Annotated in this window: 17 protein-coding genes and 1 pseudogene; 12 read left to right on the top strand and 6 right to left on the bottom strand. The window is 66.9% G+C overall.

All coding sequences use genetic code 11. From position 1 onward, the window contains the following. Positions 1-274: 274 nt before the first annotated feature. From ACU0DV_RS24265 to ACU0DV_RS24245, 5 genes and pseudogenes are all read right to left on the bottom strand, one after another. Entirely contained in the window at positions 275-2,191 is a 1,917-nt protein-coding gene (locus ACU0DV_RS24265) for an acetyl-CoA hydrolase/transferase C-terminal domain-containing protein (RefSeq protein ID WP_446240622.1), read from the bottom strand. Beyond that, positions 2,145-4,214, bottom strand: a complete 2,070-nt coding sequence (locus ACU0DV_RS24260; protein ID WP_446240623.1) for a 3-hydroxyacyl-CoA dehydrogenase NAD-binding domain-containing protein — start codon at positions 4,212-4,214, stop codon at positions 2,145-2,147. The genes ACU0DV_RS24265 and ACU0DV_RS24260 overlap by 47 nt, the downstream gene beginning before the upstream one ends. Then, positions 4,211-5,509: an acetyl-CoA C-acetyltransferase gene (locus ACU0DV_RS24255; RefSeq protein WP_446240624.1), complete on the bottom strand. Its 1,299-nt coding sequence runs from the start codon at positions 5,507-5,509 to the stop codon at positions 4,211-4,213. The genes ACU0DV_RS24260 and ACU0DV_RS24255 overlap by 4 nt, the downstream gene beginning before the upstream one ends. Beyond that, complete coding sequence (locus ACU0DV_RS24250; protein WP_446240625.1) at positions 5,506-7,782, bottom strand: acyl-CoA dehydrogenase; 2,277 nt, start codon at positions 7,780-7,782, stop codon at positions 5,506-5,508. The genes ACU0DV_RS24255 and ACU0DV_RS24250 overlap by 4 nt, the downstream gene beginning before the upstream one ends. A 157-nt stretch (positions 7,783-7,939) precedes the next feature. Beyond that, a pseudogene (locus ACU0DV_RS24245) lies at positions 7,940-8,472 on the bottom strand (integrase core domain-containing protein); the annotation flags it as partial. 293 nt (positions 8,473-8,765) lie between these two features. Between ACU0DV_RS24245 and ACU0DV_RS24240 the strand changes: the two are divergent. From ACU0DV_RS24240 to ACU0DV_RS24190, 11 genes are all read left to right on the top strand, one after another. Next, the gene (locus ACU0DV_RS24240) at positions 8,766-9,548 is read left to right on the top strand and encodes an IclR family transcriptional regulator (protein WP_283981015.1); all 783 of its coding nucleotides are present in this window, start codon (positions 8,766-8,768) and stop codon (positions 9,546-9,548) included. Positions 9,549-9,558: 10 nt separating this feature from the next. Beyond that, complete coding sequence (locus tag ACU0DV_RS24235) at positions 9,559-11,085, top strand: class I adenylate-forming enzyme family protein (protein WP_446240626.1); 1,527 nt, start codon at positions 9,559-9,561, stop codon at positions 11,083-11,085. 2 nt (positions 11,086-11,087) lie between these two features. Continuing rightward, entirely contained in the window at positions 11,088-11,852 is a 765-nt protein-coding gene (locus tag ACU0DV_RS24230; RefSeq protein ID WP_446240627.1) for a citryl-CoA lyase, read from the top strand. 4 nt (positions 11,853-11,856) lie between these two features. Then, positions 11,857-12,570: an SDR family NAD(P)-dependent oxidoreductase gene (locus ACU0DV_RS24225; protein WP_446240628.1), complete on the top strand. Its 714-nt coding sequence runs from the start codon at positions 11,857-11,859 to the stop codon at positions 12,568-12,570. 59 nt (positions 12,571-12,629) lie between these two features. Then, positions 12,630-13,613: a Bug family tripartite tricarboxylate transporter substrate binding protein gene (locus tag ACU0DV_RS24220; protein ID WP_100929489.1), complete on the top strand. Its 984-nt coding sequence runs from the start codon at positions 12,630-12,632 to the stop codon at positions 13,611-13,613. 76 nt (positions 13,614-13,689) lie between these two features. After that, positions 13,690-14,211, top strand: a complete 522-nt coding sequence (locus ACU0DV_RS24215) for a tripartite tricarboxylate transporter TctB family protein (protein WP_446240629.1) — start codon at positions 13,690-13,692, stop codon at positions 14,209-14,211. Positions 14,212-14,214: 3 nt separating this feature from the next. After that, positions 14,215-15,720, top strand: coding sequence for a tripartite tricarboxylate transporter permease (locus ACU0DV_RS24210; RefSeq protein ID WP_100929491.1), 1,506 nt, complete (start codon positions 14,215-14,217; stop codon positions 15,718-15,720). A 14-nt stretch (positions 15,721-15,734) separates the two neighbouring features. Then, positions 15,735-16,544, top strand: a complete 810-nt coding sequence (locus ACU0DV_RS24205) for an SDR family NAD(P)-dependent oxidoreductase (RefSeq protein ID WP_446240630.1) — start codon at positions 15,735-15,737, stop codon at positions 16,542-16,544. Positions 16,545-16,560: 16 nt separating this feature from the next. Continuing rightward, positions 16,561-17,916 (top strand): hypothetical protein, encoded by a 1,356-nt coding sequence (locus ACU0DV_RS24200; RefSeq protein WP_446240631.1) that lies wholly within the window; start codon positions 16,561-16,563, stop codon positions 17,914-17,916. Between the two features lie 5 nt (positions 17,917-17,921). Further along, complete coding sequence (locus tag ACU0DV_RS24195; protein ID WP_446240632.1) at positions 17,922-18,911, top strand: NAD(P)H-quinone oxidoreductase; 990 nt, start codon at positions 17,922-17,924, stop codon at positions 18,909-18,911. A 179-nt stretch (positions 18,912-19,090) separates the two neighbouring features. Then, on the top strand, positions 19,091-19,792 hold the full coding sequence (locus tag ACU0DV_RS24190) for a GntR family transcriptional regulator (RefSeq protein ID WP_446273612.1): 702 nt from the start codon (positions 19,091-19,093) through the stop codon (positions 19,790-19,792). Between the two features lie 4 nt (positions 19,793-19,796). On the opposite strand, the gene ACU0DV_RS24185 is transcribed toward ACU0DV_RS24190, so the two are convergent. Then, complete coding sequence (locus ACU0DV_RS24185) at positions 19,797-21,110, bottom strand: amidohydrolase family protein (RefSeq protein WP_446240633.1); 1,314 nt, start codon at positions 21,108-21,110, stop codon at positions 19,797-19,799. 214 nt (positions 21,111-21,324) lie between these two features. On the opposite strand from ACU0DV_RS24185, the gene ACU0DV_RS24180 reads away from it, so the two are divergent. Further along, on the top strand, positions 21,325-22,377 hold the full coding sequence (locus ACU0DV_RS24180) for an extracellular solute-binding protein (protein WP_446240634.1): 1,053 nt from the start codon (positions 21,325-21,327) through the stop codon (positions 22,375-22,377).

The following is a 22,377-nucleotide window of genomic DNA, read 5'->3' as shown; positions in this document are numbered from 1 at the left end:
TTCGCGCCCGCCTGGCTATCCCGAACTTGCAGATACTGTGCCGACGCGCATGAAATTCGGCTGGAGCGCCGGCATTCTCTTCAGGCTGATCATGCGACTTGCCGAGATGCGCGTTTAGCGCGGGTTGGATCTGTTGTTAGGCGATGGTGTCAATTGCAGACTTAATGGGTCCCTTGTCCATGTGTGGCGCAGTTCTGTGACGATCACGAGCGGCCCCATGCAGGGTTGGTCTGGACCATGAACCTCCCACTCCAGTCCAGCGCTCGGGACCGCCCTACGTCGCGGATCTCCCTGCCGATGAAGCCCGGTCATACCGCACGCCGGTGCTTGTCCGCAACGCACCGCGCAAGGCCCGTGCCTGAAGCGGCTCGGTGAGCCGGGGGGTGGGCTCGAAGCCCATACGCTCCATCGCCTCGCCTTCGGCAGGATGCGGGGGCTGGGTCACCGAGGCCCAAACAAGCCCGAGGAGCGTGCGGGTGTTTCCTGCGGCCTTGCCGAGCGCCGACAGCGCCGGGAGAAGCTGCTTCTCGACCGTGTTGAAATCGGTGCCGAGTGGGAAGTCGGGTAGAACCGTCTCGCGAAAGGCGCCGAGCCAGCGGGCAATCGCCTCGGGCGTGTTGTGTCGCTGCGCTGCCGGAATCTCGTATCCCGCGTCGATCTTGCCTGCGGTCTTGGCCTCTTCCAGCAGGCCGTCCTGAAACCGGCTGTCGGCGATCGCGAGCAGCCGCTTGATCACCTCTTCATCGGTCTGGCCGCGCAGGTGTGCCGCGCCATATTCCGTGACCACGATGTCGCGCATGTGGCGGGGCACGGTCGTGACGGGAAGCTGCCAGACGAGGTTGGAAGTGACCTTGCCCTTGCTGTGACGGGTGGCGGGCAGGGTCAGGATGGCGTGGCCGTCCTCAAGCGCGAAGGCCTGCTCGAAGAAGTTGAACTGCCCGCCCACGCCGCTGACCACCTGCCCGGGCGTGGCCGCGTCGGACATCGCGTCCCCCAGCAGGCTGACCTGCATGCAACCGTTGACAAAGCGCGCATGGCACCGCGCGGCGCGCTTGGCCGCCTCGTCGCCGTAGAGTGCATTGGTGAAGCTGACCGGCATCATCGCGATCTTCGCCCGCTGCCCGGTCGGCATCGCGCGCAGGCGCTCGTACATGTCGCGCGCATCGACGAAGAACCCGGCGTGGATGGCGGCGCCGTCCACCTCGCGGCGGAGAACGCCCTGTTCGAAAAGGGCCAGCATCCCGCCGACGAGCATTTCGGTGACGCCATAAAGCCCGGTGTCGAAGGGCTCGGTTTCCGCGCCGGTCAGCGGCATCGGGGCCGCGTCCCACAGCGGGCCAAGCGCGCTGCGATCCCGGGCGAGCAGCGCGTTTGCGACCGCATCGCCGATGGCGCCGATCCCGATCTGAAGGGTGCCGCCGTCGGGCACCAGCCGCGAGACATGCAGGCCGATGGCGTGCTGGCTGTCGGAGACCGGGCGGCGCGGCACCGAGAAGAGCTCGAAGGGTTCGGCGGGCTCGAGCAGCATCTGCACCGCCTCCGGCGTCAGTTCGGCAGGCCCCGGCATGAAAGGCAGCGCGTCGTTGACCTCGCCCACGGCGACGAAGTCCATCTCTCCAATGCGGCGCAATTCGAAAAGGTCGGCGGAGATGTCGGTGTTGCACGACAGGCTGAAGCGGTCGCCCTCCCGTGCGAGCAGTTGCGCCAGCACGTTGGGCCGCTGCGCAATCAGCACGTCGCGGGCGTGGGTGTAATTGGCCGAGATGTACTGGCGCTGGGCGTAGTCGTTGCCGAGCCATGTGCCAGCCTGAAAGAAGAACTCCGAGACCTCGATGTTCTCCGGCAAGCCGTCCCCCTCGATCAGCTCGGCATAGAGCAGCGCGGGGTAGCGCCCGAAGAGCCTGTCCATCGCCGGCTCGAGAAAGCGGCGCTCCATGTCAGAGCCGGGGTCTGGGCGGCGCAGGGTGAGCGCGGTGAAGATCGACAGCCTCAGCCCCGGATCGTCCACGGCGGCGCGGGTCAGGGCGTTGACCAGCGTGACCGGCTTGCCGAGGCCGAGCGGCAGGGCCAGCCGCACTTCACCGCCGACCCTGTCGAAGATGGCGCGGGCCATCGCATCGGCGTCGGTGAAGCGCGGCCCGCCCTCAGCCAAGGGTGGACCAGCCTTCATCCGGGGCGAAGCGTGGTCCATGCGCCTCTTCCAGCTCTTTCAGCCGGGCGACGATCTCGTCGCGCCCCCGGGTCTTCGCATAGTGCATCGGCCCGCCGCGGAACGGTGCGAAGCCGGTCGCGAAGATCATGGCGCCATCCATCTGATCGGCGCTTTCGGCCACCCCCTTGCGCAGGACTTCGACGCAGGCGTCGAGCATGGGCAGGATCAGGCGGTCGGTCAGGTCGTCGGGGGCGTCGTCGAGACTGGCATCGGGGTGGGGCGTGCCCTCCGACCAGTCGTAGAAACCCTGACCGGTCTTCTTGCCCAACTCCCCGGCCGCCACCTTGGCGCGCAGGCTGTCGGAGATCTCGGCTATCGGCTTGTCGAGGCTGTCGCGCAGCGACTCGGCCACGTGCAATCCGATGTCGAGGCCGACCTGATCGGCCAGCGTCACCGGCCCCATCGGCATGCCGAAGCGCAGCGCGGCACTGTCGATCACTTCTTTCGGAACGCCCTCGTCCATCAGCACCATCGCCTCCATCAGGTAGGGCGTGAGCGCGCGGTTGACGACGAAGCCCGGATAGTCGGCCACGCGGGCGGGCAGCTTGCCGATGGAGACGCAGAAGGCCGCAAGGCGGCGGACGGTGTCGTCCTCGGTGGCGCTGCTGCGGACCACTTCGACCAGATCGACCTTCGAGACCGGGTTGAAGAAATGCAGCCCGGCAAAGCGCGCCTTGTCGGCCACCTGCGCCGCAAGCGTATCGACCGACAGGCTTGAGGTGTTGCTGGCGAGGATCGCGCCGGGTTTGAGCGTCAGGCTGTCGTAGACCTTCTTTTTCACGTCGAGGTCTTCCGGCGCGGCTTCGATCACGAGATCGGCGCTGGCGAGGCCGTAGCCCTTCGGGTCGGGCATCAGCCGGTCGAGCGCGTCGCGGGTCTCGATGCGGCTCAGATGCTTGTCGTCGCAGATCTTGGCCGCCAGCTTCAGGGCCTTGCCCAACGGCGCGGTCTCGACATCGCCCAGCGTCACCCGCTTGCCCTTGATTGCTGCCATCGCGGCGATCTCGGCGCCCATCGCACCGGCCCCGATCACATGGACATGCGCGATGCCGTCCTCGCCATCGCCTGCGCCCTTCAGGCCCTGGCGCAGGAAGAACACGCGGCGCAGGTTCTTCGAGGTCTCGTTGTCGAGAAGCCGCGCGAAGGAGGCGATCTCGGCCTTCTGCATCCCGGCCGGGTCGTCCCCATGCTCTTCCCACAGGTCGATCAGCGCGTGCGGGGCGGGGTAATGCGCCTTGGGCGCCTTCTTCTCGGTCTGGCTGCGCATCTGCCGCGCGGCGAGGCTGCGCGCCTGATCGAAGCCGAAGGCGCGCGCTTTCAGCCCCGGCGCGGGCGGGGTGATCTGACCCTGCGCGGCGGCCAGAACGGCGGCCGCGACATGACGTTCCTCCACCACCGCATCAACGATACCGAGCGACTTTGCCTTCTTCGTATGCGCGGTTTTGCCGGTCAGCATCAGCGTCATCGCCTCGGTCGGGTCGATCAGCGCGGGCAGGCGGACGGTGCCCCCGAGACCCGGATGCAGGCCAAGCAGCACCTCGGGAAAGCCGAAGGAGGCGCCCGGCGTGGCGATGCGGGTGTCGCAGGCCAGCGCCAGTTCGAAGCCCGCGCCCAATGCCGCGCCGTGGACGACGCAGATCGTCGGGCAATTCAGCGCCTCGATCCGGTCGAGAACGGCGTGCCCCTGCTTCAGCATCTCCTCCGCGCCGCCGTCGGACAGGGCGTCGAAGCTTGCGATATCGGCCCCGGCGGCAAAGCCTCCGGGTTTCGCCGAACGGATCACCAGTGCCTTGGGCAGGTCCGCCTCGGCGGCGGCGACATGGCCCTCCAGCTCGCGGATGACCTCCTCGGAGATGGTGTTCGTGCCGCTGTCGGCCTTGTCGAGCGCCAGCCAGAGGACACCGTCGCCGTCGCGACCCGCGCGCCAGTTGCCCTCGCGGCGGGTGGCGCCGCCAAGCTCCAGCTTCGTTTCGCCCAGGAATTCAAGCACGTGTCCGGTCATTGCACAGCCTCCAGCAGCATGGCGCCGCCCAGCCCGCCGCCGATGCATTCGGTGGCGATGCCGCGCCGGGCGCCGCGCGCCTTCATGGCGTTGGCCAGATGCAGCACGATGCGGTTGCCGCTGGTGCCCACCGGGTGGCCAAGCGAGATCGCCCCGCCGTCGATGTTCAGGCTGTCGCGGTCGATCCGCCCGAAGGCGGTGTCATAGCCCAGCACCTCGCGGCAGAAATCGTCGTCCGCCCAAGCGGCGAGGCAGGACAGCACCTGCGCGGCAAAGGCCTCGTTCAATTCCCAAAGGTCGATATCCTCGGCCCCCAGCCCGTGGCGTTGCGCGATGGGGGCGGTGGACAGCACCGGACCAAGACCCATGATCGAAGGGTCGAGCCCGGCCCATTCGCTGTCCTTGATCTCGGCCAGCGGGGTCAGGCCGTGGGCCTCCACCGCCCGCTCGGAGGCGAGGATGCACCAGCTCGCGCCATCGGTGATCTGGCTCGAATTGCCCGCCGTCACCTTGCCGTAGGGCTTTTCGAAGACCGGGTTAAGCTTGGCGAGCCCGGCCATGTCGCTGTCGGGCCGCACGCCGTCATCGTGGTCGTAGACGGTGCCGTCGCGGTCGATGGCGGGCATCACCTCGTCGGCCAGCCGCCCTTCGGTCTGGGCGGCGGCGAGACGGTGGTGGCTTTGCATGGCGTAGGTGTCGGCGGTTTCACGGGTGATGCCGAAGCGGTGGGCCAGAACCTCGGCGGTCTGCCCCATGTTCAGTTCGGTGATCGGGTCGGTCAGGCCGCGTTCCAGCCCGATGACGGGCTTGAAGAACTCGGGTCGGATCCCCGCCAGCGCCTTGGCCTGATCGAGCGGGCCCTTAGCGGTGCTCATCCTGCCGAACCACTCGACGGCGGACTGGCGCAGCACCAGCGGCGAATGACTGAGGGCCTCGGCCCCGCCCGCGAGGATCATCTGGTGAGAGCCGTCGCGGATGTAGCGGTAGGCGGTGTCGATGCTCTGCATCCCCGAGCCGCAGTTGATCTGCACGGTGAAGGCCACCGTCTGCTCGCCCAGACCCAACCGCAGCGCTGCGACGCGCGCGGGGTTCATTTCGTCGGCGATGACGTTCACGCAGCCGAGGATCACCAGATCGAAGGCGGTGCGGTCGAAGGGCTGGCGCGCCAGCAGCGGGCGACCACATTGCACCGCCAGATCGACGGGCGTGAAGGGGCCGGGGCCGCTGCGGGCCTTGAGGAAGGGCGTGCGCGCGCCGTCGACGAGGAACACGCGTTGGCTTGCATCGGGGCTCATTCCGCGGCCTCGCGCGGGGTGTCGCCCCGGTTGGTGTCGCGGGTGGCATCGCGGTTTGTGGCACGGTTCGGGAAGAGGTCGGACAGCGCCTCGGGGGTGAAGTCGTCGACGGCCACCACCTCGTCCACCAGCGCTTGCATGGCGGCGATCTCGGCCAGTTCGGCCTCGCTGAGGATGCCCGCCTCGAGCGCTTCCTGCGGCGTCTTGCGTGCATCGCGCAGCCGTTTCATCACCGGGGCCATTTCGACCACCTTGGCGTAACACTGGTTCAGCACCTGAACGCCGTCACGGTCGCAGCCTTCGAAGACGCGGCCGGTGATCCGGTCGCGCGCCTCGGAGGGCTCGTAGATCAGCGCGCTCACCTCTTCGGTCAGCTGGTCGTCGGCCCCCCGGCGCGGCGATCCGGGCCAGGTGAAGACCCGCAGCACCCAAGCCGCCCAGCGGGCGGGCAGGTTTGCGATCACCTCGTCCAGCGCGATCTGGATGCGCTTGAACCCTTCGGCGGCGGCATAGCGCAGCGCGGGCAGGTCTGCCTCCTGACGGCCTTCGTCCTCCCAGCGTTTCAGCGCGGCGGAGAGGATGTACATCTCCGACAGGATGTCGCCCATCCGGCCCGAGATCATCTCCTTGCGCTTGAGCGCGCCGCCCAGCGTGAGGAAGGCGAAATCCGCCGTCAGCGCATAGGCCGCCGACCAGCGCGACAACTCGCGGTAGATCGGGGCGGCGGCGCCCGCGTCGGGGGCGGGGGCAAAGCGTCCGCCGGTCAGCGCCCGGCCCCACGCCCGGAACAGCGTCCGGGTGGTGTGGCCCACATGGGCCCAGAAGCTCTTGTCGAAGGCCTCAAGCGATTTCTCGGGGTCGGGCTGCTGCAATGCCATCATGTTGTCGAGCATATGCGGATGCGCCCGGATCGAGCCCTGCCCGAAGATTATCAGAGAGCGGGTGACGATGTTCGCCCCTTCCACGGTGATGCCGATGGGGACGGCGCGGTAGAGCGGCAGCAGGTAGTTCGAGGGCCCGTCGATCACCGCCTTGCCGGAGTGCACGTCCATCGCGTGGTTCAGCGCGTCGCGCATCCGGTAGGTGGCATGGGCCTTCATGATCGCCGAGATCACCGAGAGCGCGCGGCCCTCGTCGAGCCCGGCGCAGGTGAGGCGGCGGGCACCGTCCATGGCGTAGGAATCGGCGGCAAGCTCTGCCATCGGCTTCTGGATGCCGCCGAACTTGCCGATCGGCAGGTTGAACTGCTGGCGGATGCGGGCATAGGCGCCGGTCGTATGCGCCGAAAGGGCGATGGCGGCACAGCCCATCGAGGGCAGCGAGATGCCGCGCCCGGCGGCGAGCGCGGACATCAGCATCATCCAGCCGCGCCCGGCATAGTCCGGCCCGCCGATGATGTTCTCCAGCGGGATGAACACGTCCTTGCCGGTGGTCGGCCCGTTCATGAACATGGTAGAGGAGGGCAGGTGCCGCCGTCCGGTCTCCACCCCCTCCAGATCGGTGGGGACGAGGGCGCAGGTGATGCCGATGTCCTCGGCCTCTCCCAGCAGCCCGTCGGGGTCGCGCAGCTTGAAGGCAAGGCCCAGCACGGTGCAGACCGGCGCCAGCGTGATGTAGCGCTTGGCCCAGTTGAGCCGGATCCCGAGCACCTCTTCGCCCTGCCACTCACCCTTGCAGATAACCCCTTCGTCCACCATCGCCGAGGCGTCGGAGCCCGCTTCGGCGCTGGTCAGTCCGAAGGCCGGAAGTTCGCGCCCGTCGGCGAGGCGCGGCAGCCAGTGCTCCTTTTGCGCGTCGGTGCCGAACTGGTGGATCAACTCGCCGGGTCCAAGCGAATTAGGCACCATGACCGTGACCGCCGTGGCGACCGAGCGGGTAGAGATGAAGCGGATGATCTCGGAATGCGCGAAGGCCGAAAACCCCAGTCCGCCGTGCGCCTTGGGGATGATCATGCCGAAGAAGCCCTGCTCTCGCAGGAAGGCCCAGACCTCGGGCGGCAGGTCGGCGTCGTTGTGGTTGATCTTCCAGTCGCTGATCATGCGGCACAGGTCACGGCAGGGCCCGTCGAGGAAGGCCTGCTCCTCTGCGCTGAGCGTCGGCGGCTTGACGGCGAGGAGCTTGGACCAGTCCGGATTTCCCGAGAAAAGCTCGGCCTCCCACCAGACTTCCCCGGCGTTGAGCGCCTCGCTTTCGGTCTGGGACAAGGCCGGCAGAACCCCCTTCGCCCAAGCGTGAATGGGCTTGGTCAAAAGCCTCGAACGCAATCCTGTCATGTAGCCACCTCCTTCGGTAAAACGTCAGCCGAGCGGATGGGGTTCCGAACCGGGGGGCGGCAGTCGGAGCGGTCAGGCCCAATCAGGCAAATGCGAGAGGGTCGCACAGACGCCCCCTCAGCCGCTCCCGCTGCCAAAGTCCCACGCGCCGACCAGCCTAGTCGTTCTGTCCCGGCGTCTGGTGGATCGGATCGACAATGATTATGTTCGGTTCTGAAGTCCAGATTTTGCAGTTGTATTCGTAGGGCGTGAGCCCGCTGAGTGGTTTGAGCCGACGAGCGAAGTTGTAGGCATTCAAGAAGTCGGCGAGGTGGCTGCGAAGCTGATCGTGGCTGCCGTAGTGGTAGAGTTTGACGGTGGCGTCTTTGATCGACCGGTTCATCCGCTCGACCTGGCCGTTGGTCCATGGATGATTGGGTTTTGTCAGCCGGTATTCGATCCCATTGGCTTCGCAGATCATGTCGAAGCGCATTTGCCGAGAAAAGGCGGTGTTCCGGTTGCGCGGCTGTTCGGCGAACTGGATGCCGCTCGCCATCGGGCCCGGACCGATGGCGCCTCGCTGGCTCGCTCGGTCAGGATCGTGTGGATGCGGTAAGGAACGGCCTCCAGAAGGTACTCCAGAAACTCCCATGCTGTCCGCCTGTCGGCCTTCTCGACCAGCTGGGCAATCGCGAACTTGCTGGTCCGGTCGTGGCCGGGGCGCAGGCCTGTTTCGATTTCGGTGGGTTACAAGGCTGCGACTGGTCCGCGCCATGCCTTGCTGCAAGCCAACGGTTCCGCGCAATCCTTGGGAAGCTGCGATAATCTGGGCCGAAAATTCCTGCATAAAAAGTATATTTATAACAGTATGTAAGTGATAAGTTTATCGTATATCGATAAGAAAAGATTGCATTTCGACATAAAAAGTTTGCATCGCGACATGCCGGCAAGCATGACTCCCCCTGACACGTGCCCGAAGTCACCGGACACGCAGGGGAGGAAACGTGCAGGACGAGAACGAAACCAGTCGGGGATCCGAGACGTCGCTTGCGAAGGCCATACGGCTTTTGCCGATCGTCGCGGAGCGCAATGCGACCGGGGTCAACCTGTCGACGATCGCGCGCAAGGCCGACCTGACGACGGCCACCGCGCGGCGGCTGCTGCAGGGGCTGGTGGATGGCGGGCTCCTGAGTTTCGACCCGTATTCGAAGATCTACACGCTGGGCATCGGGCTGTTCGATCTGGCCGGGGCGCCCGGTTCGCCGCGCCAGTTCGACAGCCTGCGAATGAACCTGCGCCCCGTGGTGGAGGAAGTCGCGGCGGTGTCGGGCGACACGGTCTATCTGACCGTGCCCTTCGGGGACGAGGCGATCTGCATCGACACGGCGACCGGCTCCTACCCGATCTCGGCGAACACTTTGCACGTTGGGTCCCGGCGTCCCTTGGGCGTGGGGGCGGGCAGCGCGGCGATCCTGGCCGCCATGCCGCAGGACCGGCGGGACAGGCTGATCGCGTCGCACCGGGAGGTCTATGGCCGCTACGGCGAACTGACCACGGCAGAGGTGCGCCGCATGGTCGCCCACTGGCAGAGCCACCGGTACCTCGTGAACAACTCGATGATCATTGCGGGCGTCAGCGCGATTGCCGTCGCGGTCTTCGACGCGTCCGACACCTTGCTGGCCGGGGTGTCCGTCTCTGCGCTGAAGACGCGGCTGGGCGGGCAGCGGCGCAAGGAAGTCGTTTCCATAATGACGGACGCGCTGGAGCGCGCCGGCTTCAAGACCTGAGGGAAGATCCATGTATCCCATCCATTTCTTCGACCGTGCGGCGCGCCTCTGGCCGGATCATGTCGCGGTCGAATGCGGCGGCGAGGTCGTCACCTACAGCGACCTGCACGACCGGGTGCAAGCCCTGGCGGCGGGGCTGCAGGCCATCGATCCGGAGTTCGGCTCGCGGGTCGGCATCTGTTGCTACAACACGGTCGAGCACCTCGTGGCGTGGCTTGCGGTTCTGGCGGCGGGCAAGGTCTGGGTTCCGCTCCAGCCGATGAACGCGCAGGAGGAATTGCTGAGGTCGGTGGAATTCACCCGGGCAAGCATCGTCATCGTGCAGCCGGAGACGGCGCAGAAGCTGTCCGGCGCGCAGGCGCGGTTCGTGATGGCCGACGCGCGGTCGGACAAGACCGACACGACGGCGGCGCTGTGCCGAACCCATGCCGGGCAGGCGCCTAAGGCGGGCAACCTGCCGCTGTCGGCGACGCAGGCCATCAAGTTCACCGGCGGGACCACCGGGCGCCCCAAGGGCGTCATGCAGCCCTACCGGGCGTGGAACACCAACATCGCCATCCAGATCGCCGCATGGTCGCTGGGCGAGGGGCAGCGCTACCTTGCCGCGGCGCCGATCACGCATGGCACCTCGACCTACATTCTGCCGACGCTGGCGACCGGCGGCACACTGGTGCTGCTGGATCGCCCGCGCCCGGAACAGACGCTGCAGTTCCTGCAGGCGGAACGAATCACCACGACCTTCGTGCCGCCTACCGTGCTCTACATGCTGATGGAGCAGCCGAACGTGCGCGATGCGGATTACGCGCATCTGAAGAACCTAATCTATGGCGCGGGTCCGATGCGGCCCGAGGCCATCGGCCGTGCGCAAGAGATCTTTGGCCCGTGCCTCGCGTCGACCTACGGCCAGACCGAAGCGCCGCAAATTGCCACGATGATCTCGGCCCGGGAACTGGCCGATCCGGAGAAACGCACATCCGTCGGGCGCGAGACGCTGCTGTCGCGGGTCGAGATGATGGGCCCTGACGGGCAGATCCTGCCCACCGGCGAGACCGGGGAGATCGTCATTCGCGGCGACCTTCTGATGACCGGTTACTGGGACCAGCCCGAGGCGACCGAGAAGGCGCTGAAGGACGGCTGGCTGCACACCGGCGACCTCGGGATGAAGGACGCGGACGGCTACGTCTACATCCGCGGCCGCGCCAAGGAGATGATCATCACCGGCGGGTTCAACGTCTATCCCGCCGACGTCGAGACGGTGATGGGCGAACACCCCGACATCGTCGATTGCGCCGTCTTCGGCGTGCCCGACGACAAGTGGGGCGAGGCCGTGCATGCCGCGGTTCAGGTGCGCGACGGGTCGCAGGTGTCCGGGAAAGAGATCATCGCCTTCGTCCGGGAGCGGCTGGGGCCGGTGAAGACGCCGAAGTCGGTGCGCTTCATGGCGGATCTGCCGCGCAACGCCATCGGAAAACTACAGAAATCGCAACTCGCCGAACAACATCTCGCCGAGATGGCGGTTGCAGTGAAGGAGGGATGACCATGCCCACGCAGGCGCCGACCACGTCCTTGTGCCGTTACACGGACACAGAAATCTTCTACCGCGACCGCAATCTCGTCGACGACCTGCTGTCGGGTCAGGCGGACTTCGTCTCGGTGATGATGAGCCACATCCTCGGGCGCGAGGTGACGCCCGCGCAGCAGCGGGTGATGCACGCCATTCTGATCGTGATGATGGAGCATGGCCTGACGCCTAGCGCCATTGCCACGCGGTCGATCTACATGTCGGCGCCGGAGAACCTGCAGGGGGCTGTGGCTGCGGGTCTTCTGGCCGTGGGCAGCCAGTTCGTCGGCACGATCGAGAACAACGCCCGCCTTCTGGCAGAGCTCGTGGACCTCGACACCGAGGCGCAGGCGGCCCGCGCGGCAGAGATCGTGCGCGAGCATCGTGCCCGCAAGGCGCATCTGCCGGGCTTCGGCCACCACCTGCACCGTCCCGACGATCCGCGCGCGCTGAAGCTGATCGAGATCGGCAAGGCCGAGAGTGCCTCGACCCGGCACATCGACGCGCTGCTGGAGCTGTCGGCGGCCGTCGATGCAGAGTTCGGGCGGCACATCACGATCAACGCGACAGGCGCCACGGCGGCCCTGCTGGGTGACATGGACATCCCGGTCGAGCTCATGCGCGGCTTTGCCGTCATCTCCCGCGCGGCGGGTCTGGTGGCGCATATCGCCGAAGAACAACAGAAACCGTCGGGCCGCTTCATCTGGGAGACGGTCGACAAGGCAATGCCGTTCGGAGACTGACACCATGACGGATCATGCCATCGTGACAGGCGGGGCGCGCGGTATCGGCGCGGCGATTGCCGAAAAGCTGAAAGCGGACGGACTGTCGGTTGCGGTGGTCGACCGGATCGCGCCCCAGCATGGCCATGCCGACGCGTTCATCGAACTGGACCTTTCGGACGTGGATGCGACGCGCGACGCGCTGACCCGTTTCTGCGAAGGACGGCGCGTGACGCGGCTGGTGAACAACGCGGGCATCGTGATGCCGGCCACTGTCGAGGAGACCGATCCGGCCTCCATCGACCAGGTGTCCGCCGTCAACCTGCGCGCGCCGCTGGTCTGTCTTCAGGCGGTGCTGCCGTCGATGAAGGCGGCGGGGCTGGGCCGTGTGGTCAACATCTCGAGCCGGGTGGCCCTGGGCAAGGAACTGCGCACAGCCTATGCGGCGACGAAGGCCGGGCTGCACGGCATGACAAAGACATGGGCGCTGGAACTGGGCCGCCACGGCATCACCGTGAACGCGGTCGGGCCGGGCCCCATTGCCACCGAGCTGTTCAACAAGGTCAACCCGCCGGGCGATCCGCGCACCGAGAAGATCATCGAAACCGTACCCGTCAAGCGCACCGGCACCCCGGAGGACGTGGCAGAGGCCGTCGGCTTCTTCTGCTCGGAGGGGGCGGGCTTCGTGACGGGGCAGGTCCTGTACGTCTGCGGCGGCATGACCATCGGTTCGGCCTGACTGCCATCGGCAGCAGGCCGGAAGACAAGACTGATTCAATCTGGAGGAGGAGAATGAAAATGAACATCAACAGAAGGCACACGCTTGCCGCGCTCGGTGCGGTCTCGATGCTGGCCCTGGGCACGGTTGCCCAGGCGCAGGAATATCCGACCAAGCGCATCACGATCATCGTGCCCTACAGCGCGGGCGGGTCCACCGACATCCTGGCGCGCCAGGTGGCGGACGGTCTGACCAAGGTGCTGGACGAGACCGTGACGGTCGAAAACCGTCCCGGTGCCGGCGCGACGCTGGGCACGACCATGGCGGCCAAGGCGCGGGCCGACGGTTACACGCTGTTCATGGGGCAGGTGTCGTCGCACGGCATCGCTCCGGCGGTCTACAAGAACCTGCAGTACGATGCGGTCGCGGACTTCGCGCCGATCAAGCTGCTCATCACCATCCCCAACGTCATGGTGGTGAACAAGGAAAGCCCCTACCAGACGGCGGCAGAGTTCCTCGACGCGGCGAAGGCCGAAGGCAAGACCTTCGGGTCTTCGGGCGTCGGCAGCTCGATCCACCTGTCGGGCGAGATGTTCAAGTCGCGCACCGGGGCGAACATGACGCACGTGCCTTTCCGTGGCAGCGGCGAGGCGGTGCCCGCGCTGCTGGCGGGCGACGTCGACGTGATGTTCGACAACCTGCCGTCGGCCATGCCGCAGATCCAGTCCGGCGCCCTGCGCGCGCTGGCGGTGACGACGCCCTCGCGGTCCGACAAGCTGCAGGACGTGCCGACGCTGGATGAACTCGACATCCCGGAACTGGACGGTTTCGCGGCGCGCTCGTGGTTCGGCCTGCTGGCGCCTGCCGGCACCGACCCGGAGATCGTGGCAACGCTGTCCACGGCGCTGGACGAGGTCATTGCCAGCGAGTCCTTCGTCACCTTCGCCGACACGCGCGGCGCGCAGATCGAAGGCGGCAGCCCGGAGGAGTTCGCCAAGTTCATCGAGGACGAACTGTCGAGCTGGAAGACGGTCGTCGACGAGGCGGGCGTGACCGTCGAGTGACATGCCATACTGCAAAGGCGGCCCGGTCGGGTCGCCTTTGCGGACCTGATACGTCGGCCATAGGGAGGGGCGGACAATGAGCGACACGTCGCAGGGACCGGACGCCCGGAAAGGGCGCCGCCGGGAGATCATCTTTGCATCGCTGACACTGATCGCGGCCATCCTGTTCGCGGCGATCGTCATACCGGCAGGCGTGACGACGCCCGCGTCGGTCAAGCATCTGCCGCTGTCACCGGCATTCCTGCCGTATGTGCTGACCGCGGGGGTCGCGCTGTTCGCGCTGGTCCACCTGCTCGAGGCGGTGTTCGCCGCGCATATTCCCGACGAGGACGCGGCCGCCCCGAACGTGCACGCGCAGTGGAAGCCGCGGCTGCTGGCCCTCTGTTTGCTGCTGCTGATCTACCTGCTTGTGCCGGAGACTCTGGGGATGCTGTTGACCTCCATTGTCGTGACCATCGTGCTGATCGCGATGGGCGGGGAGCGCAGGCCCCTGATCCTGCTGGGTGTGGGCATAACGGTGCCCCTGCTGATCTACCTTTTCTTCGTGCATGTGGCGCAGGTGCCCATGCCCGCCGGCATCTTCGAAGACTGGATGTGACCCATGCTTGAGAACATCGCAACCGGGTTCCAGCTTTTCCTGACCTTCCAGAACCTGCTGGCCATCACCATCGGCGTCTGCCTCGGCGTGACGGTCGGGGCCATTCCCGGCCTGACCGCGACGATGGCCGTGGCGCTGGCGCTGCCCTTCACCTTCAACCTCGACCCGGTGACGGGCATCCTTCTGCTTGTGGGGGTCTACAAGGGCGGGGTCTTCGGCGGGTCGATCACCGCGATCCTGATCCGCGCGCCCGGCACGCCCGCCGCCGCCTGCACGCTGCTCGACGGCTACCCGCTGGCGCAGAAGGGGCAGGCGGGCAAGGCGATGAACATGGCGCTTTACGCGTCCTGCATCGCGGATTTCCTGTCGAACCTGTCGCTGATCTTCTTCGCGAGCCTGATTGCCGGGCTGGCGCTGGCCTTCGGCCCGCCGGAGTACTTCTGGCTGATCTGCTTCTCGCTGACGGTGGTGATCTCGATCTCCGGATCGTCGTTGACCAAGGGCCTGATTTCCGGCCTCCTGGGGCTGCTGACCTCGACCATCGGGCTCGACCTCGTCTACGGCACGCAGCGGTTCACCTTCGACAATTTCAACCTGATGGCAGGGGTCAGCTATATCCCGCTGCTGATCGGCCTCTTTGCGCTGCCCGAGGTCATCGACTTCTACATGCGCAAGATCGCCCCGCACACCATCAAGGCTGCCGACCGCAGCCGCGTCACGATGGAGGAGTTCAAGGGCAGCCTGCTGACGATCATCCGCGGCAGCTTCATCGGCGTCATCATCGGCACCATCCCCGGTGCCGGGGCGACGGCGGCGGCCTTCCTGTCCTACGGCGAGGCGCGGCGCACGTCGAAATCGCCAGAGACCTTCGGCAAGGGCAACATCGAGGGCGTGGCCGCCTCAGAATCCGGGAACAATGGCGTGGCCGGGGCGACGCTGATCCCGCTGCTGGCGCTCGGCATCCCGGGCGACGTGGTGACGGCGGTGATCCTCGGCGCCTTCATGCTGCAGGGGCTGACGCCGGGGCCGCTGATGTTCCAGGACAACATCACGATCATCTACGCGATCTTCATCGGCATCATGCTGAGCTCCATCGTGCTGTTCGGTTCCGGCAAGCTGGCGATCCGCTACTTTGCCAAGATCGCCGACATCCCGCGCCACATCCTCCTGCCGGTGGTCCTGCTGTTCTGCGTCTTCGGCAGCTACGCCGTGCAAAGCCAGATGTTCGACGTGGGCGTGATGCTGGCCTTCGGCGTGCTGGGCTACATCATGATGAAGATCAACATGGCGGCGGCGCCGTTCCTGATGGGCTTCATCCTCGGGCCGCTGTTCGAGGACAACCTGCGGCGCTCGTTCCTGATTTCCGAGGACATCGGCATCTTCTTCCGCAGCCCGATCTGCTGGATCTTCATCGCGATAACCGCATTCTCGCTGTTCGTGGGCGTGCGCCGGGAACTGCGCATGACACGCGCCAAACGCAGCGCCCTCCGCTCGGCGGAGGCGAAATGACAGGGAGCTCCTCCATGCAGCTGAAGGATCGCGTGGCCATCGTCATCGGCGCCGGTGCAATTGCCGAAGGGATCGGGATCGGCCGGGCCATCAGCATGGGTCTCGCGCGCGAGGGGGCCCTTGTCGTCTGCGCCGACGCCAACGAGGACGCGGCGGCGCAGACGGTCGACCTGATCCGCGAAGAGGGGTTCAACGCCGAGGCGGCGGTCGTCGACGTTCTGGACGACGCCAGCATCGTCCGTCTGGTGCAGGGCGTGGCCGACCGGCATGGCCGCATCGACATCCTCCACTGCAACGTGGGGCTGGGCAAAAGCGGGCCGTCCGGCCAGACCACGCCCGACGACTGGCGGCGGATCAGCGACGCCAACCTGACCTCGCTGCACGTCTCGGCGCAGGCAGTTCTGCCGCACATGCGCGCGCAGGGAAGGGGGGTCATCACCGTGACCTCCTCCATCGCCTCGATCCGCAACGTGGGTTACCCGCATCTGGCCTACTCCGCGACGAAGGCGGGCGCGAACCAGTTCGCGCGGGCGCTGGCGGTGGAACTGGCCCCCGAGAACATCCGCGTCAACGCGATCATCGCGGGGTTGATCGACACGCCGCGCATCGGCGTCACGCTGGCCAACAGCTATGGCGACAAGTCCGGGCAGGAGATGCGCGCGGCCCGTGCCCGGCAATGCCCGATGGGGCGGATGGGTTCGGCCTGGGACATCGCGGAGGCGGCGGTCTTCCTCGCCTCCGACAAGGCGGGCTACATCACCGGCACCGAGCTGATCGTCGACGGCGGGCTCTCCGCCAGCGTCCGGCAGGTGGTGGACGGCTGATGCGCACGCGGCAGAGATGACGGCGAGGGACGGGCTGAACCTCGTCGTGGCGCTGGGACTGCTGGTGGCGGCGACGGCGCAGATCGCCTTGCCCCTGCCGCTGCCCGGAGTGCCGGTCGCCCTGCTGCTGGCCGTCTTCGTCTTCGTGAACCGGCTGGAAGTGACACGCTCGGCCGCCGTGATCGGCGCAATCGTCGCCGTGCTGTTCGTCTGGTCGCTGGCGACGGGGATCCTGGGGCCCACCGGGGCGATGGCGCGGGTCACCTTCCTGTCGGTGCTGCTCATGTCGCTAAACATGCTCAGCCGCGCGGCGTCACGCTCCCCCGATGTGCGCGACGCGGCCGAGGTCGTGGCCAGCCGCCCGCGCGGGGCGCGCTACCTTTTCGTCACCGTGGGCACCCACGTCTTTTCGATCTTCCTGAATTTCGGGGCGGTCAGCGTCATTGCCGCGCTTCTTGCGCAGAGCCGAGAGACCCTCGTGCGGCAGAACGCGCTGAGGGACCTGACGCTGTCGATGATCCGCGGGTTCGGGGCTATGCCGATGTGGTCGCCTCTGGCGCTGTCGACCATTATCACCCTCTCGATCCTGCCGGAGGTGGGCTATTTCGAGGTGCTGCCCTTCGGCCTCGCCGCCGCCGCGTTCTACATGACCGCAGGCTACGTCATGTCGCGCAGGGGCGCCGCGCCGCAGCCGCCGTCCACGACGCGCGCCATGCCCGGACGCGCGGACCGCCGCGTGCTTGGCCGGGTGGTCCTGCGGGTCGGCCTGCTGGTCTGCGGCGCCATCGCGCTGCAGCAGGTCACCGCGCTGACCCTGCCCGAAGCGGTGCTGTTCGCCGTTCTGGCCTTTGCGCTGGGGTGGTGGGCGATGCAGTCCGGCGATCCCCGCCGTCCCGGCATCGCGCAGGAGGCCGCAGTCTCCGTCGCCACAACGGTCAACGAGATCGTCATCGTGGGCGGCGCGGGCTTCATCGGGGCGGTGATTTCCGAGGCGATCTCCCGCCAGACAGGGGGCCTGCCGGTGCCGCCCGATGCGGTTTTCCCGCTGGCCGTGGGGCTGATCCCCTTCGTGATGGTCGGGGCGGGCCTCGTTGCGGTCAATCCCATCGTGTCGACCAGCATCCTCCTGGGTGTGCTGCATCCGCTCGTGCCCGAAAGCATCCTTATCTGGATGGCCGTCGCGGCCAAGACGGGCTGGGGGATCACTGCCGCCGCCTCGCCCTTTACCGCGAACGTGCTGATCGCGGGCCGGGTGATGGGCCTGCCGGGCGGCGAACTGGTGCGGTCCGACAACCTCCGTCTGACGCTGCTGATGCTGGCGGTCACCAGCCTGTTCTGCGCCGCTGCAACTTATCTGTCCCTAGGAAGGTGAACACCATGCCAACCACAATGAACGCCGTTTTCGCCCGTGAGCCGGGTGGTCCCGAAGTGTTGGAACTGCGCGAAACGCCGATGCCCGAGCCGCGCGACGGCGAAGTGCTGATCCGGGTGGAGGCCGCCGGGGTGAACCGCCCCGATCTGCGCCAGCGCCTGGGCGGCTATCCCCCGCCGCCGGGCGTGAGCGAGGCGCTGGGGTTGGAGGTCGCAGGCGAGGTCGTGGAGGTTGGCGCTGGCGTGGAAGGCTACCGGCCCGGTGACAAGGTCTGCGCGCTGGTCGCTGGCGGCGGATACGCGGAATATTGTGTCGCCCCGGTGGAGCAGGTCCTGCCCTGGCCGAAGGGCCTTTCGGCGGTCGAGGCCGCCGCGCTGCCGGAGACGTATTTTACCGTCTGGACGAACCTGTTCCGCATCGGCGGTCTCCGGGAGGGGCAGACGGTCCTGATCCACGGCGGCGCCAGCGGGATCGGGACGACCGCCATCCAGCTTGCGCGAGCCTTCGGGGCGCGGGTCTTTGTCACCGCCGGGACGGAGGAGAAATGCGCCGCCTGTCTGGAGCTGGGCGCAGAGGCCGCGATCAACTACCGCACCTCGAAGTTCGAGGAGGAGATCGCGCGCCTGACGGAGGGGCGTGGCGTCGACGTGATCCTCGACATGATCTGCGCCGATTACCTCGCGCGCAACCTTGCCTCCCTCGCCATCGGCGGGCGGCTGGTCGTCATCGCCTTCCTCGGCGGCGGCAAGGCGGAGGTCGACGTCGAGGGCATGGTCCGCAAGCGGCAGACCCTGTGTGGCAGCACTCTGCGCCCGCAAACTCCTGCCGAGAAGGGCCTGATTGCCGCCGACCTGGCGCAGCACGTCTGGCCTCTGCTGGAAAGCGGCGCGGTGAAGCCGGTCATCCACCGGGTGTTCTCGCTTTCGGATGCCCCGGGCGCGCATCGCGAACTGGAGGCCGGGCAGCACTTCGGCAAGGTCGTCATGACGGTCTGATCGGCTGGACGCGGCGGCCGTCCGGTTGCCGCGTTCCGGGTGCCAGGATGGGTCTGTAATGGAGCCCGGACGCGGGACCGTTGCGCCCGTGTCTTCGGCACCTCGCGGCCGTCCGGGCGGATTTCGTGAAAAGCCGGTCCTGCCCGCTTGATTTCCCGAAACGCGACAGTGAAAATGGAATGCCATTTTTTGTCAGTGTATCGGATCGTCTGATGGTCGAGGAAATCGAGGGCACACGCGCGACGGACGCGCCCACGGCGACGGCGCAATGGGTGGCCGACATCCTGCGCGACAGGATCGTCAAGGGCGTCTACCCGCCGGGATCGCGCATCGTGGAGCGCAAGATCTCTGCCGAACTCGACGTGTCGCGCACGCCGGTGCGCGAGGCGTTGAAGCTGATCGACGCCGACGGCCTTATCGCAATTTCCCGCAACAAGGGCGCGCAGGTTCTGCAGTACGGCGCCGCCGAGGCGCTGGAACTGTTCGACGTGATCGCCTCGCTGGAAAGCCTCGCGGCGGAGAGGCTGGCCGAGACCATCGACGAGGAGGCGCTGGACACGCTCGAAGAGATGCACGACCGGATGCTGACCTACCACAAGATCGGCAACCACGCGGATTACTTCGACACGAACTCCGAGATCCACGATTTCATCGTGGAGCGTTGCGGTAATGGTATCGTGTTCGAGACGCACCGCAGGCTGATGGCGCGGGCGCGGCGCGGGCGGTTCCTGGCGATCATGAAGCCCGAGCGCCTGACAGAGGCCGTGTCGGAGCACGAGGTGCTGATGCAGGCCATGCGGCAGCGGGACCCGGAGCACGCGGCGCGGATCTGGCGACAGCACCTGCTGCACACCGGCCAGACCGTCGCCGCGCTTCTCTGACCATTCAGGCGGCTGCGGCCCGGGCCCAGAGCCCGTCCGACACGCGCTGCGCCTCTGCCACCACCTCGGCTGCGTCGACACGGGTCGGTCTGCGGTCGCGCACCAGCCAGTCGCCCTGCACCATGACGTCCGTCACGTTGCCGGCAGAGCCGGAGTGCACGAGGACGCCGACGCCATCGATGACCGGGCGCAGGTTGGGCGCAAGCGGATCGAGCAGGACCAGATCGGCGGGGTCGCCGACCCGCAGGCGCCCGGTGGCCGCGTGGCCCTTCAGCGCGTCCGCCCCGCCGGAGGTGGCCCAGCTGAAGACCTCTGCGGCGTCGAGGTCGAAGGACATGCCCGCGCGCCAGCGTGCCGTTGCGATGGCCATGCGCATCGCCTCGAACATGTCGGCGGATTTCGTGTCGGTGCAGAGCGTGATGGTGGCCCCCGCGTCGCGCAACGCCTTGATCGGCGCGGCAGCCCCGAAGCTGGCGTTGCCTATGGGGGCATGGGTCACGACACCGCCCGCCGCGCCGAAGCGGGCGATGTCGCTGTCGGACATGAAGATGCAATGCGCGGCGATCAGGTCAGGCGAGAGCAGCCCCACGTCGTCCAGGAATTCGGTCGGGGTCATGCCTTCTCGGGCGAGGAGCTGATCCACCTCCATCTGCGACTGGCTGAGGTGGGTGTGCACCTGTTTGCCGGTGCGGTCGGCAAGGGCGCGGAACTCCGTGAACATGTCGCGGGAGCAGCTGTCCGGGGCGTGCGGCGCGAGGATGGTGCCGATCCGCTCGTGCCCGTCCCACTTCGCCACGAGGTCTAGTGCGGCGCGCAGGGTTTCTTCGCCCAGGGCAGGGGCGCGTTCGAAGCGGCCCTCGGCCAGGGCGGCGGTGTCCATGTCCATGACGCGGCCGCCGACCATGGCGCGCAGGCCCATCTCGTCTGCGGCGCGGGCCAGCGCCTCCGGGCAGCGGTAGTAGTCGACGATGGTTGTGGCCCCGGCCATCAGCATTTCCAGAACGCCCAGCCGGGCAAGTGCGAGCGTCTCTTCCTCTGACAGCCAGTGCCCCTGCGGGACGCCGGGGATGTAGGCGGGGGCAAATCCCCTGTCCTCGACCATGCCGCGCACGATCGTCAGGGGCGAATGGTTGTGGCTGTTGACGAAGCCGGGCAGGCACAGTGCGCCCTTGGCGTCGGTGACCTCTGCGCCCTCGGGCGTGGCAAGACCTTGGCCGATCTCTGCCACGAATCCGTCGTCGCCGATGACGATCTCCGCGTCCTTCAGGACCGGTGCGCCGGGTGAGACGATCGTGACGTTTCTCAAATGGGATGCCATTTTGATTTTCCTTTAGCCTACGAGTTGGGCGTCACCGCCGGAGAGGGCGTAAAATTTGACGTCTTTATGTTTCCGAGCCGCCGATAGCGGGTGGAGCCTCGCATCTGGCCCTCAGAATCGAGCTAAGACAAATGGCATTCCATTTTCAAGTCGGCAGAAGAACCGGCGTTTCAGACACCGAAATGGTCTCATGACCCGAACAGAGAGGAACGTCATGACACAGATTCAGAAAGCCGGACTCACGCGCCGCACCCTGCTGCGCACCTCCGCCATGGCCGCCGTCGGCACGCTGGCGGCCCCCTCCATCCTGCGCGCCCAGTCGAGCGAGATCGTCATCGGCTGCGCCGGCTCGCACACCGCCTGGATGGAAGAGATCGTCGCACCGCACATGAAGGAAACGATCGGCGCCGACATCCTGTTCGAGGGCACGAAGTCGTCCGTGAACCTCGAAAAGATGGCGTCCAACAAGGATGCGCCGTACCTTTCGGTCGTGCAGATGGACGACCCGGTGATGATCCAGGCGGTCGAGGCCGACCTGCTGACCCCGATCACCGCTGACGCCGTGCCGAACATGACCGACCTGCGCGCCGACGCGGTGCATATGGACGGCATGTGGTGCAACTACGTCCAGCCCTGGGCGGGCGTGGCCTACAATACCGATTTCGCCGAGGGCGTGCCGTCGTGGGAGGCGCTCTGGGCGCCGGAGAATGCGGGGCAGGTCATCATCCCGTCACTGCAGAACACCGAAGGCATGTGGACCATGTTCGTCGCCGCGATGCTGGGATCGGGCAAGCCGTTCTCGGAGGCGCAATACGAGGTCGACGCGGCCTTTGCCAAGCTGGAAGAACTGAAGCCGAACCTGCTGTCGGTCTACACGACCATGTCTCAGGCCTTCAACCTGCTGGAGCAGGGCGAGATTTCCATGCTGGCGGGCAACTTCTCGTCCTACACGCTGCCGCGCAAGGCAGAGGGCGTGCCGGTCGACCTGGCCGCGCCGAAGGAAGGCATCTTTGCCATGCCGTCGGGCATCTGCCTCGTGAAGGGCGGGCCGAACCCGGAACTGGCGCAGGCCTACGTCAACGAGATGCTGGGCGAGACCATGCAGGCGGCGATTGCCGATTTCGCTTCGTCGGTCCCTGCGAACACCACCGTCACCGCGGGCGCCGTCATCCCCGAGGGCGTTGAGATCTACTCCCCTGACTGGGCCTTCGTCGCCGAGAACCGCCGCGCGTGGATCGAACGCTTCGACAAGCTCATGGCGCTCTGA

This window comes from Sagittula sp. (genome assembly GCF_052825245.1).
Note: the sequence above shows the minus strand (reverse complement) of the source record. Positions and strands in the feature narration are given on the sequence as shown.

Bases quoted from the DNA above. Each gene is read 5' to 3' on its own strand.
- ACU0DV_RS24255 (WP_446240624.1), bottom strand. From the start codon at position 5,509: ATGAGCCCCGATGCAAGCCAACGCGTGTTCCTCGTCGACGGCGCGCGC.
- ACU0DV_RS24205 (WP_446240630.1), top strand. From the start codon at position 15,735: ATGCAGCTGAAGGATCGCGTGGCCATCGTCATCGGCGCCGGTGCAATT.
- ACU0DV_RS24220 (WP_100929489.1), top strand. From the start codon at position 12,630: ATGAACATCAACAGAAGGCACACGCTTGCCGCGCTCGGTGCGGTCTCG.
- ACU0DV_RS24215 (WP_446240629.1), top strand. From the start codon at position 13,690: ATGAGCGACACGTCGCAGGGACCGGACGCCCGGAAAGGGCGCCGCCGG.
- ACU0DV_RS24190 (WP_446273612.1), top strand. From the start codon at position 19,091: ATGCCATTTTTTGTCAGTGTATCGGATCGTCTGATGGTCGAGGAAATC.
- ACU0DV_RS24265 (WP_446240622.1), bottom strand. From the start codon at position 2,191: ATGGACCACGCTTCGCCCCGGATGAAGGCTGGTCCACCCTTGGCTGAG.
- ACU0DV_RS24210 (WP_100929491.1), top strand. From the start codon at position 14,215: ATGCTTGAGAACATCGCAACCGGGTTCCAGCTTTTCCTGACCTTCCAG.
- ACU0DV_RS24185 (WP_446240633.1), bottom strand. From the start codon at position 21,110: ATGGCATCCCATTTGAGAAACGTCACGATCGTCTCACCCGGCGCACCG.
- ACU0DV_RS24225 (WP_446240628.1), top strand. From the start codon at position 11,857: ATGACGGATCATGCCATCGTGACAGGCGGGGCGCGCGGTATCGGCGCG.
- ACU0DV_RS24235 (WP_446240626.1), top strand. From the start codon at position 9,559: ATGTATCCCATCCATTTCTTCGACCGTGCGGCGCGCCTCTGGCCGGAT.
- ACU0DV_RS24250 (WP_446240625.1), bottom strand. From the start codon at position 7,782: ATGACAGGATTGCGTTCGAGGCTTTTGACCAAGCCCATTCACGCTTGG.
- ACU0DV_RS24195 (WP_446240632.1), top strand. From the start codon at position 17,922: ATGCCAACCACAATGAACGCCGTTTTCGCCCGTGAGCCGGGTGGTCCC.
- ACU0DV_RS24260 (WP_446240623.1), bottom strand. From the start codon at position 4,214: ATGACCGGACACGTGCTTGAATTCCTGGGCGAAACGAAGCTGGAGCTT.
- ACU0DV_RS24230 (WP_446240627.1), top strand. From the start codon at position 11,088: ATGCCCACGCAGGCGCCGACCACGTCCTTGTGCCGTTACACGGACACA.
- ACU0DV_RS24180 (WP_446240634.1), top strand. From the start codon at position 21,325: ATGACACAGATTCAGAAAGCCGGACTCACGCGCCGCACCCTGCTGCGC.
- ACU0DV_RS24200 (WP_446240631.1), top strand. From the start codon at position 16,561: ATGACGGCGAGGGACGGGCTGAACCTCGTCGTGGCGCTGGGACTGCTG.